The sequence below is a fragment of the Halanaerobiales bacterium genome (assembly GCA_035270125.1).
Taxonomy (GTDB): domain Bacteria; phylum Bacillota; class Halanaerobiia; order Halanaerobiales; family DATFIM01; genus DATFIM01.
Genome location: DATFIM010000122.1, coordinates 1 through 16,838, shown reverse-complemented (window position 1 = coordinate 16,838; position 16,838 = coordinate 1). Strand labels below are relative to the sequence as shown.

13 protein-coding genes are annotated in these 16,838 nt (G+C 30.1%); all 13 read right to left on the bottom strand.

Annotated elements, in window-relative coordinates:
- Positions 1 to 57 precede the first annotated feature (57 nt).
- A complete protein-coding gene (gene lpxC, locus VJ881_06340) occupies positions 58 to 924 on the bottom strand; it encodes a UDP-3-O-acyl-N-acetylglucosamine deacetylase (protein ID HKL75668.1) in 867 nt (288 codons plus the stop codon).
- A 125-nt stretch (positions 925 to 1,049) separates the two neighbouring features.
- A complete protein-coding gene (gene lptC, locus VJ881_06335; GenBank protein ID HKL75667.1) occupies positions 1,050 to 1,733 on the bottom strand; it encodes an LPS export ABC transporter periplasmic protein LptC in 684 nt (227 codons plus the stop codon).
- 45 nt (positions 1,734 to 1,778) lie between these two features.
- Positions 1,779 to 2,915, bottom strand: a complete 1,137-nt coding sequence (locus VJ881_06330) for an LptF/LptG family permease (GenBank protein HKL75666.1) — start codon at positions 2,913 to 2,915, stop codon at positions 1,779 to 1,781.
- Positions 2,916 to 2,989: 74 nt separating this feature from the next.
- Positions 2,990 to 3,637, bottom strand: coding sequence for a hypothetical protein (locus VJ881_06325; protein ID HKL75665.1), 648 nt, complete (start codon positions 3,635 to 3,637; stop codon positions 2,990 to 2,992).
- A complete protein-coding gene (gene lpxD / locus VJ881_06320; GenBank protein ID HKL75664.1) occupies positions 3,637 to 4,677 on the bottom strand; it encodes a UDP-3-O-(3-hydroxymyristoyl)glucosamine N-acyltransferase in 1,041 nt (346 codons plus the stop codon). The genes VJ881_06325 and lpxD overlap by 1 nt, the downstream gene beginning before the upstream one ends.
- Positions 4,667 to 5,062, bottom strand: coding sequence for a hypothetical protein (locus VJ881_06315; protein ID HKL75663.1), 396 nt, complete (start codon positions 5,060 to 5,062; stop codon positions 4,667 to 4,669). The genes lpxD and VJ881_06315 overlap by 11 nt, the downstream gene beginning before the upstream one ends.
- Entirely contained in the window at positions 5,059 to 6,027 is a 969-nt protein-coding gene (locus VJ881_06310; protein ID HKL75662.1) for a hypothetical protein, read from the bottom strand. Before VJ881_06310 ends, VJ881_06315 begins: the two co-directional genes overlap by 4 nt.
- 26 nt (positions 6,028 to 6,053) lie before the next feature.
- Positions 6,054 to 6,560 carry an OmpH family outer membrane protein gene (locus VJ881_06305; protein ID HKL75661.1) on the bottom strand — a complete coding sequence of 169 codons (507 nt, stop codon included), beginning with the start codon at positions 6,558 to 6,560 and terminating at the stop codon, positions 6,054 to 6,056.
- A 57-nt stretch (positions 6,561 to 6,617) separates the two neighbouring features.
- Positions 6,618 to 8,300 carry a BamA/TamA family outer membrane protein gene (locus VJ881_06300; GenBank protein ID HKL75660.1) on the bottom strand — a complete coding sequence of 561 codons (1,683 nt, stop codon included), beginning with the start codon at positions 8,298 to 8,300 and terminating at the stop codon, positions 6,618 to 6,620.
- A gap of 41 nt (positions 8,301 to 8,341) precedes the next feature.
- On the bottom strand, positions 8,342 to 12,763 hold the full coding sequence (locus VJ881_06295) for a translocation/assembly module TamB domain-containing protein (GenBank protein ID HKL75659.1): 4,422 nt from the start codon (positions 12,761 to 12,763) through the stop codon (positions 8,342 to 8,344).
- A gap of 39 nt (positions 12,764 to 12,802) precedes the next feature.
- The gene (locus VJ881_06290) at positions 12,803 to 14,677 is read right to left on the bottom strand and encodes a SpoIVB peptidase S55 domain-containing protein (protein ID HKL75658.1); all 1,875 of its coding nucleotides are present in this window, start codon (positions 14,675 to 14,677) and stop codon (positions 12,803 to 12,805) included.
- A gap of 30 nt (positions 14,678 to 14,707) precedes the next feature.
- Positions 14,708 to 15,736 (bottom strand): rod shape-determining protein, encoded by a 1,029-nt coding sequence (locus tag VJ881_06285; GenBank protein HKL75657.1) that lies wholly within the window; start codon positions 15,734 to 15,736, stop codon positions 14,708 to 14,710.
- A 167-nt stretch (positions 15,737 to 15,903) separates the two neighbouring features.
- A partial coding sequence (gene murA / locus VJ881_06280; protein ID HKL75656.1) for a UDP-N-acetylglucosamine 1-carboxyvinyltransferase occupies positions 15,904 to 16,838 on the bottom strand: 935 nt, incomplete at its 5' end.

Genomic DNA, 16,838 nt, shown 5'->3' with positions numbered 1-16,838 from the left:
CTATCAACTAAAAGAAGTGGATAACGATGAGGTAAAACATTTTTTATTTCATCTATATCAAACATCTCTTTTATCCTCCTGTTCTTTCAAAATTTTACTAATTTCCTGTGCTAATTCTACATGTAATGAGTGGCCTGAACGAACAGTTACAATATGTCCTTTTATAAATCCATTTAAAGCCATATCCCCAATAACATCTAAAATTTTATGTCTTACAAATTCATCTTTATAGCGAACCTCATTCACAGTTTCTTTTTCACCAATCAAAACTGCATTTTCCAGGCTTCCACCAAGAGCAAGTCCTCTTTTATGTAAAGCTTCAATTTCTTTTTCAAAACCAAAAGTTCTGGCTCGAGAAATTTCATCAATAAAAGAGTCTTTTTTAAGGTCAAATTCACGAAATTGAGTACCCAATACTTCATTGTTATAATCAAGTGTATAACTTATTTTAAATCCATCATAAGGAAGTAAAGTCATATACATTTTACCTCTTCTTAGCCAGATTGGATCTTTAACAGTCCAAATCTTACGTTTTTGTGTAAGCTCTTTACTCCCGGCTTTTTGCATTATTTTTACAAAAGGATAACTGCTTCCATCTCCAACTGGAGTTTCCGGGCCATCAATTTCAATAATCAAATTATCGATCTCTAAAGCCCAGATAGCAGCCATTATATGCTCTATAGTATGAATCTCAACTTTTTTTTCTTTTTCTCCAATACTTGTACATCTTTTAGTAGAAACAACATTCCAGGGATCTGCTTTTATCTCAGGATTACCATCTATATCTACTCTTCTAAAAACAATACCTGTATCAGCTTCAGCAGGTATTAATTTTATATTACTTTCTTCCCCACTGTGAAGTGCTGTCCCCGAATATTCAACTTTATTCTTTATTGTCTTTTGATTGTCATCACTACTGTACAAAAAAACTCATCTCCTTCTTACTTACAATTATAGCCCAGTCTAAGTCTAATAGAAAATTAACATCAACTAAAACTATATCACTAACACTGCTATTTTGCAAATATTAAACTTTAAAATTAATATTGCTAATCAAGAGTTATCTCTATTTCTACATTACCTGTTGCTTTAAAGTTTTCTTCTCCAGTAGAGAGGTCAAATTCAGCTCTATCACTTCTTATCCAGTCACCATTTTCTTCACGAATATATACATCTTCAGTGACTACTAAAATTTCATTTTCACCATCATATTCTGCCTTATTCCCTTTTATGATTTTTTGATCATAATCAATTGTAACATTATTTTCTGCAGTAAAAGATTGGGTTTCAGAATTTATATCAAGTTTGGTAGACTCGAGAGTGAATTTTTTCTTTTCTCCTTCTTCATTTTCCTCCTGAGGATTATAATTCATCTTAACATTATTTTCAAAAATAAAATCATCTCTATCAAAATAGCCTGTCATTTTCTGAGAAGTTATTTGGCCATCTGCATAATCCATATCTACACCATTAGTAAGGATAATCTTATTTTCCTCATCATCAAATTCACCTTCTGGAGATTTAAGATTAATATCATCTTTAACAATAGTTAATCCACCACTTAAAAGTATTAATCCTTCTTTATTATTAAGTTCTCCAGCCTTAATATGAATAGTTGATTTTTCACTATCCTCTTCCTGTGCATGAACACCTGCCGCAAAGCCGACAAGCATCATCCCCAGGGCCATCATTAAAACCATCATTTTAACTCCAGAGTAATTTTTCACTCTCACTATAAACACTCCTTCCTATCTATCTCAACTATCTATTAATTACAATTAAACATTGCTGAAAATACGAGGAATAACATTGACAACGAAATTCTGCCATTTTTCCTGGTAAATAAGGAATACAATCCCAAGAAGAGTAAAAACAGTATTCGGTATCCAGGCAGCTAATAGGGGATTCAATACTCCATTTTTAGCAAAAGAACGTGATAATGATAAAATTAGATAATAGGCAAATATGGTTATAATTGTTATTATAATATTCATGGTTCTACTCTCGTTATTTACCAAACTAAGTGGAGCCCCTATCAAAACAAAAATAAGAGGAGTAAAAGCCATAGCCAATTTAAGATGATATTCTACAAGAAGTGAATCTACATTTATCCCACTATCCTGAAATAACTCTATTTCTTTTCTTAATTCCTGTCTACTCATCTCAGAGGGGGTCCTCTGTTCACCAAAAAAGTTTTGTACATCTTCAGCAATTTCTATTTCCATTTTATCAAACTTAGTTTCTACTCTAAGAAAACCCTCTTGATCATAATCAAAAATATTTCCATTTCTCAATTCCCAAATCTTTTCTCCAATTTCTCCCTCATTTGCAGTTACTATCTGGGGGTAATTATTACTGGAATCCAGATTGTAAATAATTATATTTTTTAAAAGGTTTTTATCTCTATTATATTCCCTGACATAAAAATGTCTGCTGTCAGGTCCTTCAAAAAAAACATTTTCTCTAATTTCAGGAGAGGCCTCACTTAAAATAGATCCTCTAATAATATTATTAGCCTTATGATTTGACCAGGGAACAACTTTTTCATTGAGATAAAAAGTAAAACCACTTACCAGAATCCCAAAAACTACCAGAGGAATTATTAGCCTATATACACTTACTCCACCCATTCTGAGAGCAGTAAATTCATTCTGGCGGCTAAGAGTTCCCAGGCCGGTCATAATTGCAAATAAGACAGCCATTGGAAAAGTCTGGACAATAATATCAGGTAATTGATAAAAAAGCAATTCTACAACTTTTAAAACAGGAATATTTTTAACAATAATCAGGTCAGTTAATTGAAACAAAAAGTTACTTAACATAATTATTGTTATAATTGTTACTCCTATAATATATGGTTTAATAACCTGTTTAAATAAATAGATATCTATAAGGTAAAAAAATTGTAAATTCACCTTTACTTACCCCTTCGTTAATTATTTGAACCCCTCCAGTCAGAGGGGCCAAATAATTTTATTTCTTAACTGGTTTAAAAACTATAACTTAAACCTGCTTTTAGTCTATTAAGATTTAAGACTGAAAGTTCAGCTTTAAGTTCATTAGTAATATTGGAGCGAAAACCTATATTAAATCTTCCATCCATAAACTCTATAGAAGCTTTAACTGGAGGTAAAGAAGAAAGAGCATTATTATTTTCCTCTTCTTCCTCAGTTATTTCAATATCATTAGTGTTTAACACTTTAGTTAACCCAAGAAAAATACCATCAAATCCACCATTTCCTACTCCAAAATGACCTCGCAGACCATAATCCAGAGTTTTAGCACCAGTAATATAGAGATCTTCACCTCTTAAACCTGCTGCCAGGTCAAGACCATAATTATATTCATTAATTATAATAGCTTTAACTAAAGGATCAAATCTAAGTTCTGAGCTTCTAGTTCCTTCACTAACTACTACTCCAGCTTCCAACCAGGGAGTTAATTTAAAAGCACCAGATACCTTTCCATTACCTAAGCCTTCATCTAAAATTAAATCTCCACTTATCTCTCCTGTTTTTTCAACAAGACTGGCTTCAGGAACCAGAACTAAATTATCACTTAAGGAAGCTTCTCCGATACCATTAACAGCTGTTAAAATTAATACTAAAGCCATTGAAACATATATCAACTTTTTCATTAATTATCCATCTCCTTTTTTATTTTATTTATCTCTTTTTCTAATTTCTTTACCTTTTTTAGTAATTTTGGAGTTTTTCTTACTGCAACCTCTTTTCTAAGCTCCTGATTGTGTTTTTGAGCAGGATTACCAGAATAAAATTCACCTGATTTTAAATCCTTTGTCACCAGACTCTTAGCAGCAATAATACTATCTTTAGCTATACTTGTATGATCAACAACTCCTGCCTGTCCGGCAATTGTAACATTATCTCCAATTTTAACTGATCCTGCAATACCAACCTGGGCCACAATCAAACAATTTTCTCCTATTTCTACATTATGACCGATCTGTACTAAATTGTCAATTTTAGTTCCTTTTCCAATGAAAGTTGCTTTATTTGTACCTCTATCAATTGTAGTATTAGCTCCAATTTCAACTTTACTTTCTATTAATACTGAACCATTTTGTGCAATCTTTTGTTGTTTTTCTCCATCCTGAACATAACCAAAACCATCTGCTCCAATAATACTACCACTATGAATTATTACTTTATCTTTCAGGATAGAATCATTTTCTATAACTGAATTAGGATAAATAATAGAATTTTCTCCTATTCTTACATTTTGACCAATATAGACCCCGGCTCCAATTTTTACTCCATCTTCTAAAATAACATTATCAGAGATAACAGCATTTTCACCGATAAAAACATTCCTGCCCATTTTTACATTATCAGCTATTGCAGCATTGGAAGCTTTACCTTCCTCTGGAAAAGGCTTATCAGAAAAAAGTGTTGAAATCTTTGCATAAGCAAGTCTTGGATTATTTACTTTTAATAAGTCTAATTCAGCATCAAAATTTTTATTAGTTATTACTAAATCAGCATTTAATTTTTCCGCTTTTTTAAGATATTCTTCATTTTCAGCAAATACAATTGTGTTTTTTACTGGATTTTCAACTGAACTAACTCCTGTTATTTTTTTTTCAGAATCCCCACAAAGTTCACCATCAACAATTTTCATCAGTTCATAAGCAGTAAACTCTTTTTTATTCTCCATTCTCAGCACCATCATTTTGCTCATAATACTTTTCATCAATTATTTCCACTACTTCTGAAGTTATATCAATACCTCCATAATAGCTTTTATCTTTATATAATATAATATCAAGTTCCTTTTCTTCACTTATTTCTCCCAAAACCGTATTTAATTCATTATTTAATTTTTCTTCTAACTCTTCTTTTCTAACTTCGAAATTTTCTTCTTTATTACTAAAATTTTCTAATTCAGTTTGTAATTCCTGAGCTCTTTGACTCTCATTTAAAACTTGATTCATACTCATGACCCCAATTTTTGTTTCTTCCTGAAAACTACAGCTTACTAAAAGAAAACTAAAAGCTAAAATAATGGAAAAAACAGCTATTTTTTTTATCCCTATATTCATTCTTCTTCTCCCCCTAAACTATCTAACTCAATTTTCTCAATATCTCCTATTTTATATAAATCTCTTTTAGCCTTATCTATTATTTTTTGCTGTTGTTCTAAAAAATTATTCCCTATTTTATTTAATACAATTCTTTTTTCTTTTAACTTATTGCTAAGAAGATCTTCCTGACGATTTTTATAACCTCTAAGTACATTATTTAATTCCTCTTTTTTATCTTCAATCTCCTGATTGATTTCAGTCTCAAATTGACTTAATTTATTCTGAAATTCTTTATTTATTTTCTTTTCTTCTGCTGTTATTTCTTCATTTAACTTATCTTCTAAATTTTTTCTGGCTTCTTCTTTTCTTCTTTCTCTTTCTTCCATTATTTTATCTAAATTATTTTCTAATTCTGTTTTGCCAGATTTGCTTAATTCAAGAACTTCTAATTTAAGACGTATATTTAAAATTTGATTATGATAACTTTTAGAAATTTCATCTATTTTTTCTTCAACTTCTTTTTGTTTGTCATCTCTTAATCTTTCAGCTTTTTCATCAAGTTTTTTTGAATACTCTTCTCTAAGCACAGTTGCTTTTGCTTTATATTCTTCTTCTTTTTGGATTATATAATTTTCTAATTCCTTATTTAATTCTTTTTCTTTTTGGGTTATTTTTTCTTCAAAATCTTTTTCTAATCTCTTCAAAGCTTTTTCAATATTCTCATCTATTTTCTCTTTGTTTTCACTAACAATCTTTTGTTGTTTTTTTATAATAGATTTCTGAGTAGCAAAAATCTCATCTTTATTATCTTCAAGACTATCCACCCAGCTTTTAATTTCATTTTCAAAATCTCTAAAAGAAAGATTGACTGTCTTTTTTTGATCAGGATGAGGAGAAGCTAAACCATTTAGATAAACATAGAACACTGAAGCAGCTAAAATAATTATTATCAACAAAAAAACTATTAATAGCTTTTTTAGCAACTCCTCACCTCCTTTAACAAATAAATTTATTCACCTGATTTTTCTTGATTAGAATTCTCATCATTATTATTTTTACTTCTCTGTTCTTCTATATAATTTATAACATCTTCAGTCATATCATAGCCACCATAAATGACATTTCTTTTATCAAGCACTAATTTAACCTTTTTTTGCTCAGCTACCTTTTTAATTGCATTTTCGATTTCTGCCAGAACATTCTGAATCAGCTTTTGTTCTTTTTGGGATAATTCACTTTGATATTCACTAAGCAATTCCTGTTGTTCTTCCTGATTTAACTCAGTAACTTTTTCTTCTAATTCTGATTGCATCATTTGTGCTGCTTTATTTAATTCCTTTTCAGCTTCCGCTTTATCTGGATGTAATTCAAAAATCCTTTGAATATCAACATAAGCAATCTCACCTTCCAGACTATTATCACTGGCTAAACTGGTAAATGGGGTATAATAAGCAGTTGCTGTAATAATTACAGCTGCAATTACTAAAACCCATAAAAATTTCTTCTTTCTTCTCATAAAATTAACCCTCCTGAAGTTATTAACTTTAATATAATATTTATTACTATTTATTTACTAAAATGTATTACCTATACTAAAGTGAAATTTACCATCACCAGTTTCAGTAAATCCATAATCAAGTCTTATCTGTCCTAAAGGAGTATTCATCCTGGCCCCTAGACCAATAGAACTTCTCATATCATCTATTTTAACTTCTGCATCTTTTTCCCAGGCATTTCCACTATCAAGAAAAACAACTCCAGTAATTCTATCTACAACTGGAAAACGGTATTCAGCATTTACTAAAAGCATATCATCTCCACTAACACTTTCATCATAACCGCGAACTGTATTAGCTCCACCTACATAATATTTATCTGATAGAGGTATTTGATCAAAACCAAGTCCTATTTTTCCTCTTAAAGCCCAGGCATGCTCATCTCTAAATCCTGGATAATATCTTCTTAGATCAGCACTTAATTTCTGATACTGATTATCTCCCTGAAGTATTCCACCTGCTGTTTCTAAGGTGAAAATATCAATTGCACCATCATCTGGATTAAAGGGATGATTACTTGTATCTCTATCTACTTTAAAAGTAATACTACTGGTTCTATTTGACTCATCTGTTTTATTTTCATCTGCCCAATCATATTCAGTTTGTTCAAGTCTATATTTAACATTACCATCCCACATTTCAGTAAGAGGTCTACCTAGAGAAAGACTGCCACCTTGTCTTGTTTCATTATATTCTTCACCTTCATTATTTTCTTTACCATCAGTTTTTTGATTATAAATACTTATTCCAAATGAATTTTCTGTACCAAGTAACCAAGGTTCCTGAAAACTTAAAGAATAAGTAGTAGTATTTCCAATTCTGGTATCAAAGCTTAAACTCTGGCCTCTCCCCAGTAAGTTTTCTTCTTTTAAATTAAGATAACCAAACCAGGATCCTTCACCTGAATCTCCACCTGTTCCATAACCTGCACCAAAGTTAAACTGACCTGTTTTACCTTCTTCAACAGTTATAATTATATTGGCTAAATTTTCTTCACCTTCAACCCTTTTGAAATCAGGCTGGATATTTTTAAAATACTGTAATCTATAAAGATTACGATAAGCATCCTGAACATCACTTAGTTTTAATATATCACCTTTTTCTATATCTAACTGTCTTCTAATTACATAATCTTTAGTTTTTTCATTTCCTTTAATGATAACATCATTTACATGTCCTATATCAATATCAAGACTAAGAATTCCATCTTCAGAAATATTTACATTTTTATAAGTTGCAAGTATATAACCTTCATCCTGATATTTATTGCGTAAATCTTTTAAACCTTCATTTAAATCCTTGACATTAAGAACTTCACCCTGTTTAACACCGGTCATATTTAAAATTTGAGTTTCAGAATAAACTTCATTTCCTGTGATTTTTATTTCACTGATAATTGGATTTTCTACAACTTTAAAAACTACTTCAAGTCCATCTTCATAATTTTTGAATGAAGCAGTTATATCCTGAAAATAACCTAATTCCATAATACTCTGCATATCTGAACGTAATTTATCTCTATTAAATTCATCTCCAACTTCTGTTTCTACTGCTTTCATAATTGTTTCTCTTGTAACATTTTCATTTCCTTCAAATGTTATCTTGGTTATATTTTCATCAAGATCCTGTGCTGCAGCCAGACCACCAGTTACCAGAAAAGCTATCAAAAAAATTGCTGTAACAATACTTAATTTCTTCATAATTTCCTCCTTTAATTTTATCATAAATTTTAGGTTTGTTATTAAAAATCAATAACAGTATCAATACTCAAACTAAATTCACTATCACCATACCAGCTACCTTCCAGTCTGGTTTTATCAGTTAAGGGATAGCTAAATGATAATTCATTTTCAATATCATCTACCCCAACTGTATTTCTATATTCTAGATATAATTTATCTGTAATACTTTTGCCGGCAGTAATTGTAATTTCATCATTCCACCCTAATTCATAAGTATCAATTTCTATTCTATCAAGTCTTAACATTTCTTCAAGACTTGTTTCTAAATCTGAAATAAAACTTAATTGAAAAGTTCCCTGCAAAATTCTCATAAATTCTCTTCTTACCAATTCTGCTATATCATCTTCTTCAAGCTCTTCTTTATTTATAAACTCAGCAATTCCTCCTTTTTGAGTTAATAAAGCCATTATTTCATTTTGTTCTAAATCAGGCTGAGAAGTAAAACTGACAATCATATTATCTGCAGGTCCATCAAGTCTTATATTTATCCTAACCCCATCAACCAGGGTAGAAGCAGCTACATGGACATTAGGAACAACTCCTTCAAACCTTCTAAAAGAGGCTGTAGCTCTATCTAACAAAAATTTATTACTATAATAATCGAAAGTACCCTGTCTGGAGCTTAATTGACCTTCCATCTGAAATTCATCTTCAAGAATTAAAGTTAGTTCACCTTCCTGAACAGCAATATCAATATTTCTTCCACTTCTAAAATATACTTCTTTTCCTGGTTTTAAAGTTAATTCTAACTGTGGATCAAAAGAAGATTCCCCTTCTGAAGTAGGCCAATTAAAAGGTGTGGAAGCTATAAAATCATGAGTTAACAATTCACCTTCGATTCTCGGTTCAAATAAAGATCCAATAACCTGAACTCCCTGAGTATCGAATTGACCACTAAAGGAACCATGGTCTATAGGCAAATTTTTTCCTTTTAAATTTAAATCCCAGAAATTTTCATTTTCAAAGGGATAAACTCTACCACTAATCGAAAAATCAGAATCTGCGTATTTTGCCTCAAATTCTGCTATTTCTATATAATTATTAGTTAATTTCAGTTTTCCTGAATAATCACTAAATTTTTGGGGTAAACTTAAATTCATTTCATTACCGGAAAAATCAAGATCTCCACTTAATTCAGGATCAGAAAATTTACCTTTAATAGCAAATTGCCCACTGGCAGTACCCTCTACCTGAGAAGCCAAATTAATAGTACCTTCCAGTAATTTTAAAGGTATATTTTCACTAATAACCTCTAAATCCATATCCGTAGTAGTCGGATTTATCTTACCATCAAGAGAAATATTTCCCTGGCCACCTAAACTAAAATTTTGATGAATGTTAAGATTAGAACCTTTACTATAGTTTAAATAACCTTTTATATTATTTGCGGTAAAACCTTCAAGAGAAGCCTGGTCAATATTAGTAGTTAAATCCAGATTATAATTTTCAAGAGAACCATTTAATAATCCATAAAAATCAGCAGTACCTTTTAACTCAAGGTTACTATCTACCATATTTATGAATTTATTTAGTTTTACCTTAGAACCTATTAAATTAAGTTTAAGTTCATCATTTATAATACCATTAATATTTATTATACTTTCACTTGAATCTACACTATAAGCTGCAAGATCTAAATTAGCAGAAGGTGATTGAAAATCACCCTTAATCTCTGCTTCCCCTTCCAGAAAATAACCTATCTCAAATCCAGGGTCCAGAGAAAAAATATTTAATACTCTATCTATATCTCCTCTTTCTGTACTTAATAATAGATCAAGTTCAGCTTTATTTAAAATATCAGTTATTTTACCATTAATCTCAAACTGACTATCAGCAAATCTCCAGTAAGTATTACTTAACTCTAGATCACCTTCACTGTATAAGTAATTTGCTTCAATATTTCCAAATTTGTTTTGTTCATAAAAAATATCTTCCAGCTTAAGAGCACCGGCAACTTCTGGTGATTGTAAATCACCTTTAATAGTTCCAGAAAAATTTGCTTTGGTAGCTAAATTAATATCAAAAAACGAAGTTAAACCTAATTCAGTAAAATCTATATTTTCTCCTTTATATTTTAAATCATAATTCTCTTCTGACATTGTACCAGCAAAATTTAATTGACTTTCACCTTTTTTAATTTCGAGATTTTCTACTTCTAAAATTTGTTTTTTATTTAAATTAAATACCATCGAAATATTATCTGTAGAAATTTCTTTTTCAGCTATATTAATTTTTGTATCAGCAGAATTAATATTTCCACTGACCTGCGGGTTAGTAAAATCACCACTAAGTTTTAATTCAGCTTTTATATTACCCGAAAGCGGGATATCCATATCTTCCAGATTACTCATTCCAAAATACACAGCTTTTTCCTTAATATATTTATAATCCAGATTAGTAGTATTAAGTTCAGCTTCAAGATAAGGATTAGATTTTGCAAAATCTATTTTTGCTGAACCTCTTATTTCATGTTTATTATCATTTAATACAAATTGTTCAATAGATAATTTATCTTCTTTATATTTCAAATCACCTTTAATATCACCAAGTTCAAATTCCCTATATTTACTATTACCAATCTGAAAATCACCTCTTAATTCTGGTGAAGAAAATTGTCCTTTAAGTTCAGCTTCAAAAGTCATCAAACCTTCTATGGCAGGTATTTCTCTATCCTGAATTTTTCTCAATTTGTTTTCCAGATCCTTAAGAGATATTTCTGTCCCATCTAAATCTAAATCTAATTCATTTTTTGCTAAATTTATTTCTCCAGCAAAATTGAGATAGTCATCATTTAAATTCCAGAATCCCTCTTCTAAAATCAACCTTTGTCTTCCAAACCAGATATCACTATATAAAGATCCGAATTCAGAAGAATTCATTTCTAGGTCACCTAGAATATTTAAATCTTCTCTTTTAAAACCTTTTCCAGAAATATTAAAATCAAGATTTAAATTTCCTTTAATCATTGCTAAATTATCATTTTCTAAATAATTATTAATCAATTCAGTTTTTATCTTTCTTCCTTTAAATGAAAAATTATATTCTTTTAGATAATGATTATAAATTCCATCAATCGTAATATTATTTTGCTCATCTATTAACATATCAAACTGATCTAAATATAATAATCCATCTCTATAACGAGCCTCTGTTCTGAAATTAGATATTTTGTGGTTATCAATTTCCCCTTCAGTTAAATAGAACTCCAGAGTAGCCTTTGGTTCTCGAAGATCACCACTAATATCTAAAGAAAGTCTGGCTGAACCACGAGGAGAATATCTTTTAACTTCAGTAAAAACTTTTTCTATATCTTTTAAAACAAAATTATATGAATCTAAATCACCATTAATAGAATTATCATCAAAATTATAATATCCAGTAAATCTATAATCACTTTCATACAAAGAAAAATTAAATTTATCTAAAATAAGCTTATTTTCAGTAGATGATAATAAAATTTCTCCATTAATATTTTCTAGCTTGCTTTCATTAAAAAAATCTTTACTTTTTACAAATACAGCCGAGTTTTTTAAGTCAAGTTTAGTTTTATAATTTTCAATTTTATCTTCTTTTCCCCTAATCTCCAGGCTGCCTTTAAGATTTCCTTTAATATCTGTAATATTAATATTATCATTTAAATTTGCTAAAAATCCATTCTTTTCTAATGTTTCTGCAAAAGGAGTTAGATTAAAATAATTGCTATGAAGTTTTATTTCCCAATCATTATTAGCAGCTAAAACCAGCTGTAATTCTAAATTATTAAATTCTACATCTTTTAGTTCATTATTCCTGATATTCAAATTATTTATTTTTAAATTACTTTTATTTTTTAAAACTATTTTATCTTCTTTAAATTCAAATTCAGCATCCATTTTTTCTAAACTAAAATTATAATTATTTATTTCACTTTTTAGATTAGAATTAAAGATGCTTATTTCAATGCCAGCAAGATCCTCTCTTAATTCCTGAGAGAGTATAAAGCTGTCCTGACTATTATCCTTACTTTTTTCAGTTACATTATCTTTATTTACTTCAGTCTGAAAATCACTAAAATCAATTATATTTATATCAGCTTCAGTAACTTCTATATAATTTATAGAATCCTCCAGATTATTAAACTCAAAGTTCCTTCCCTCTTTAATAATTTCAAAAATATTATAATATATCTTTAATTCAGATGCCAAAAATATCGTCTTATCCTCTTTTTTTATTTTTAAATCATCTAAAATCAATTGATTAAATGGCCAAAGTTTAACTTCGGTAAAATTTATCTCTATTTCATAATTTTTCTCAATCCTACCTACTAAATCATCTTCTATGTTTTCTATAAGATCACTTTTATATAAATAACCTGTATAAGCAATTGCAATAATTATTAAAAATATAATTAATATTATTTTCCATCTGAATTTCTTTTCCATAAAAGTTCCTCCAACTGAAACTTAAAATCAACAGAAATTTTATTCTTCTGTATCAGTCATTTCAGATTTAGTTTCTGTTTCTGAACTTTCCTTTTCTATTTCTAAATTAAGGTTTAAACTTCCTTCAAGCACATAATCAGTAGAATAAAGTTCTTTTATTTCAGCTTCAGAGGATTCATCAGCACTTTCTTCTTTATTCTCAATAGATTTTTCTTCTCTATCTTCTGCTGGCAGGTCTTCTTCACCATCTTCAAAATTACCCTGATTTTCACCCTGATTTTCATTATTTTGCTTTTCATTTATTGGCATAGGTGGTGGATTATAACCAGGATAAAATTGTACTATTATTTCATTGTTTTTTGGAGTGCTCAAATAAGCATCTATCATCTCACTTAAATTTTTATATCCCTGAATTGAATTTTCTTTCATTTCACCATTTTCAGCAGTATAATTACTTTCATTATAACCTGTACCCTGATAGGATTGGCCAGTGAAACCACCATTAACTACAATATTACTCATACCGGGATCAACATCTTCCGGTAATTTTAAAGAAAATATTTTTTTGAATTCATCTTTTCGATAGGGCTGAATAGTTGCTTCTATGTCAACTTTATCTCCAGGGTAAACATGTTCATTTAATATTTTTACCTCTTTTATAAAAGCTATATTATCTTTTTTAGTAATATCAATATTTAGATTAACACTCATAATATCCACTTTTTTAAAGGGATTAGTTGTAATTAATTCTAAAATCTGATAAAGACCACTCAAAGATCTACCAGCTATATCACTATTACTGTAAAAGGTATTTGTTCTACTTAATTCAAACTCCGGTAATCCACTTCCTATTATAGAAAAATCAACCTTAGCTGTCCCTTTTCCGATTCTATCAAGAACACTATCTATGGATTGTAAAGCTATATCTGTAGTTAAAGATGTAAATAATCTTTCATCTTTAACAATCTGGACTTCTATTAAATCAGTTTTATTTCGAGTTTTGTCATTTACCTGTATTTTTACAGGAATAATTTCTGGATAGTCTCTCATTACTCCTGAAACTCCTGCATTACGATCATTATTAATAGTACCTAAAGCTCTATCAATAGTAGACCCCAATTTAAAAGGTTGCTGATCATTTGGTATTGTAGCATTAATATAAGCTTCACTTAAAAGATATTTTACCTGTCCTCTATTAGTAAAAGAATGACCAAAGGCAATAATTTTATTGTCTTCAATATAGGTTACAGTTCCAATTGAACTTACATTTATATCTCCTTTTACTAATTGAACAGCAATAGCACTTCCTGGTTTGATTTTGCGTGATGATTGACTTCTAGGTTTTTGCTCACCACCAGGAACAACTCTTAGATCAAAATCACTCATATCTTTTTTCAATCTATCTAAAGCTCTACCTGACATACCACTAACCATCAAAGGAGCATTTATTTTAGATAATTTTTCACCTAAATTAATTTCTGAATTATTAAGCTGAGAAGTTAATTTTTCACCCTCATTACTATCTTCTGGTAGAAGATCCAACATTCTTTCAATAGGTGTTACTAAGGCATATAATCCACTACCATTTGCCCAGCTATAAGCTATAGCCCCAATTATTTTATCATCAACATAAACAGGACTACCACTCATTCCAGCAGCTATTCCACCTATTTCTTTCATTTTTTCTCCAGAAGTTTTTACCAGAATTAAATCTTGATTTAAACCCTGGTTTTCTAAAACATTAATAATATTAACCGGAAATGATTCTACCTTTGTTCCCTGAAAAACTGTATAACCAGAACCTTCCATTCCAGAATGTATTTTATCAAGACTCATAATATCTGCAGCAGAACTTTTTACAGTAAAAAACAAAAGAACAATCATTATGATAATTAAATATTTTCTTTTGCGCAAACTACCAAATCCCTTCCATTCTATCTCTTTTTATTTATTATAGGAAGTACCTGAACTGGAAAAAAGTACATCTTTAAGTTGATCCAATTCTTCTAATGCTTCTCCTGTTCCTTTGGCAACACAGGTTAAAGGATCATCTGCTAGAAAAACAGGAATATCAGTTTCTTCACTTAATAGTTTAGGAAAGCCTTTAAGAAGTGAACCTCCACCTGTCATAATTATTCCTCTATCCATAATATCAGAAGATAATTCTGGAGGTGTTTTTTCTAATACTGATCTGACTGCCTGTATTATTTCGGTAATAGGTTCTTCAAATGCTTCCAGAGTTTCTTCAGAAGTTATTTTAAAAGTCTTAGGTAAACCTGACATAATATCTCTGCCTCTAATTTCATATTCTTCATTTTCTTCAAGATAGGCAGTACCAATACTTGTTTTAATTTCTTCTGCAGTATTTTCACCAATGATTAAATTATATTTATCTCTAACATAGCGTACCATAGCTTCATCAAAACGATCTCCACCCAAACGTAGGGATTCACTAACAACTATTCCCCCTAAGGAAATAACAGCTATTTCAGAAGTTCCCCCACCAATATCAATAACCATACTTCCACTAGGTTCTGCAATAGGCAAACCTGCCCCAATGGCAGCTGCCAGAGGTTCTTCTATAAGATAGGTATTTTTAGCTCCAACTTGATTTGCAGCTTCTTCTACTGCTCTTTTTTCTACTCCAGTAACTCCAGCTGGAACACAAACCATAATTGTTGGTCTAAAGAAAAAAGTTCTTTTAACTACTTTATTTATAAAATGTTTTAATAATACTTCAGTAACTTCAAAATCAGCAATAACTCCATCTTTTAATGGTCTTATCGCAATTATATCTCCAGGTGTCCTTCCAATCATTCTTCTTGCCTCTTTACCTACAGCTAAAACTTCATTATTCCCTTTTCTCATAGCAACGACAGAAGGTTCCTGTAAAACAATACCTTTTCCTTTTTGATATACAAGTATATTAGCAGTTCCTAGGTCTATACCGATTTTTTTCGACAAATTAAACATTATATATTTTACCCCCTAATTCTCCTCTTCATTTATTATATTTAATTCTAGACAGGTCAAACAATTCCTGCATTAGCCTTTTTATTTTAATTTGTTTTTAATAAAGAAAACTCCTGTTTAGAGATTAGTAATTTATCTCTAAAACAGGAGTAGATTACTTCCTCATATTAATCAATTTTTCTAATGTTAGCCCCTATACCAGAAAGTTTTGTATTGATATTTTCATAGCCTCTTTCCACATGAAAAATATCTCTGATTTCTGTTTTACCATCAGCAACTAGTCCTGCCAAAATAAGGGCTGCTCCTGCTCTTAAATCAGCTGCAGCTACTTCTGCCCCGGTTAATTCACCAGGTTTAACTAAAGCACTATGTCCATCTATTTTTATATCGGCTCCCATTCTTTTTAATTCATCAACATGCATAAACCTATTTTCAAATACTGTTTCAATAACCAAACTACTATCATTAGCCTGAGTTAATAGGACCATCATCTGTGATTGCATATCAGTAGGAAAACCTGGATAAGGTAAAGTTTTAACATCTACTGCTTCAAGTTCTTTGTCAGTACTAACTCTTACACCTGCAATTTCTTCTTCAATATCCACATTCATTTCATGTAATTTTGCAATAAGTGGTTTAACATGTTCAGTAAGCACATTATTTACAAAAACATCTCCTTTAGTAATAGCAGCTGCGATCATATAAGTTCCAGCTTCTATTCTATCAGGAATTATCCGATGTTCATCTCCATGAAGACTGTCAACACCTTCAATTTTGATTACATCTGTACCAACACCTTTAATTTTGGCTCCCATAACTGTTAAATAGTTAGCCAAATCAACTATTTCCGGTTCTCGAGCAGCATTTTCAATTACAGTTTTACCTTCAGCTTTGGTAGCAGCAAGCATAATATTAATAGTTGCACCTACACTGGGATAATCTAAATAAATTTTGTCACCTACTAATTTATCAGCTTTAACTTCAATTATCCCGTGGTCCAGCTCTACCTCAGCACCTAATGCTTTAAAACCTTTTAAATGAAGGTCAATAGGCCTATTACCTATATTACAACCACCAGGTAAACTTGTTCTTGCTCTTCCTT

What these genes read in the sequence shown, in the direction of transcription:
- VJ881_06325 (HKL75665.1), bottom strand. Translation starts at nt 3,637, where the DNA reads ATGAAAAAGTTGATATATGTTTCAATGGCTTTAGTATTAATTTTAACA.
- lpxD (HKL75664.1), bottom strand. Translation starts at nt 4,677, where the DNA reads ATGGAGAATAAAAAAGAGTTTACTGCTTATGAACTGATGAAAATTGTT.
- VJ881_06315 (HKL75663.1), bottom strand. Translation starts at nt 5,062, where the DNA reads ATGAATATAGGGATAAAAAAAATAGCTGTTTTTTCCATTATTTTAGCT.
- VJ881_06305 (HKL75661.1), bottom strand. Translation starts at nt 6,560, where the DNA reads ATGAGAAGAAAGAAGAAATTTTTATGGGTTTTAGTAATTGCAGCTGTA.
- VJ881_06300 (HKL75660.1), bottom strand. Translation starts at nt 8,300, where the DNA reads ATGAAGAAATTAAGTATTGTTACAGCAATTTTTTTGATAGCTTTTCTG.
- VJ881_06295 (HKL75659.1), bottom strand. Translation starts at nt 12,763, where the DNA reads ATGGAAAAGAAATTCAGATGGAAAATAATATTAATTATATTTTTAATA.
- VJ881_06285 (HKL75657.1), bottom strand. Translation starts at nt 15,736, where the DNA reads ATGTTTAATTTGTCGAAAAAAATCGGTATAGACCTAGGAACTGCTAAT.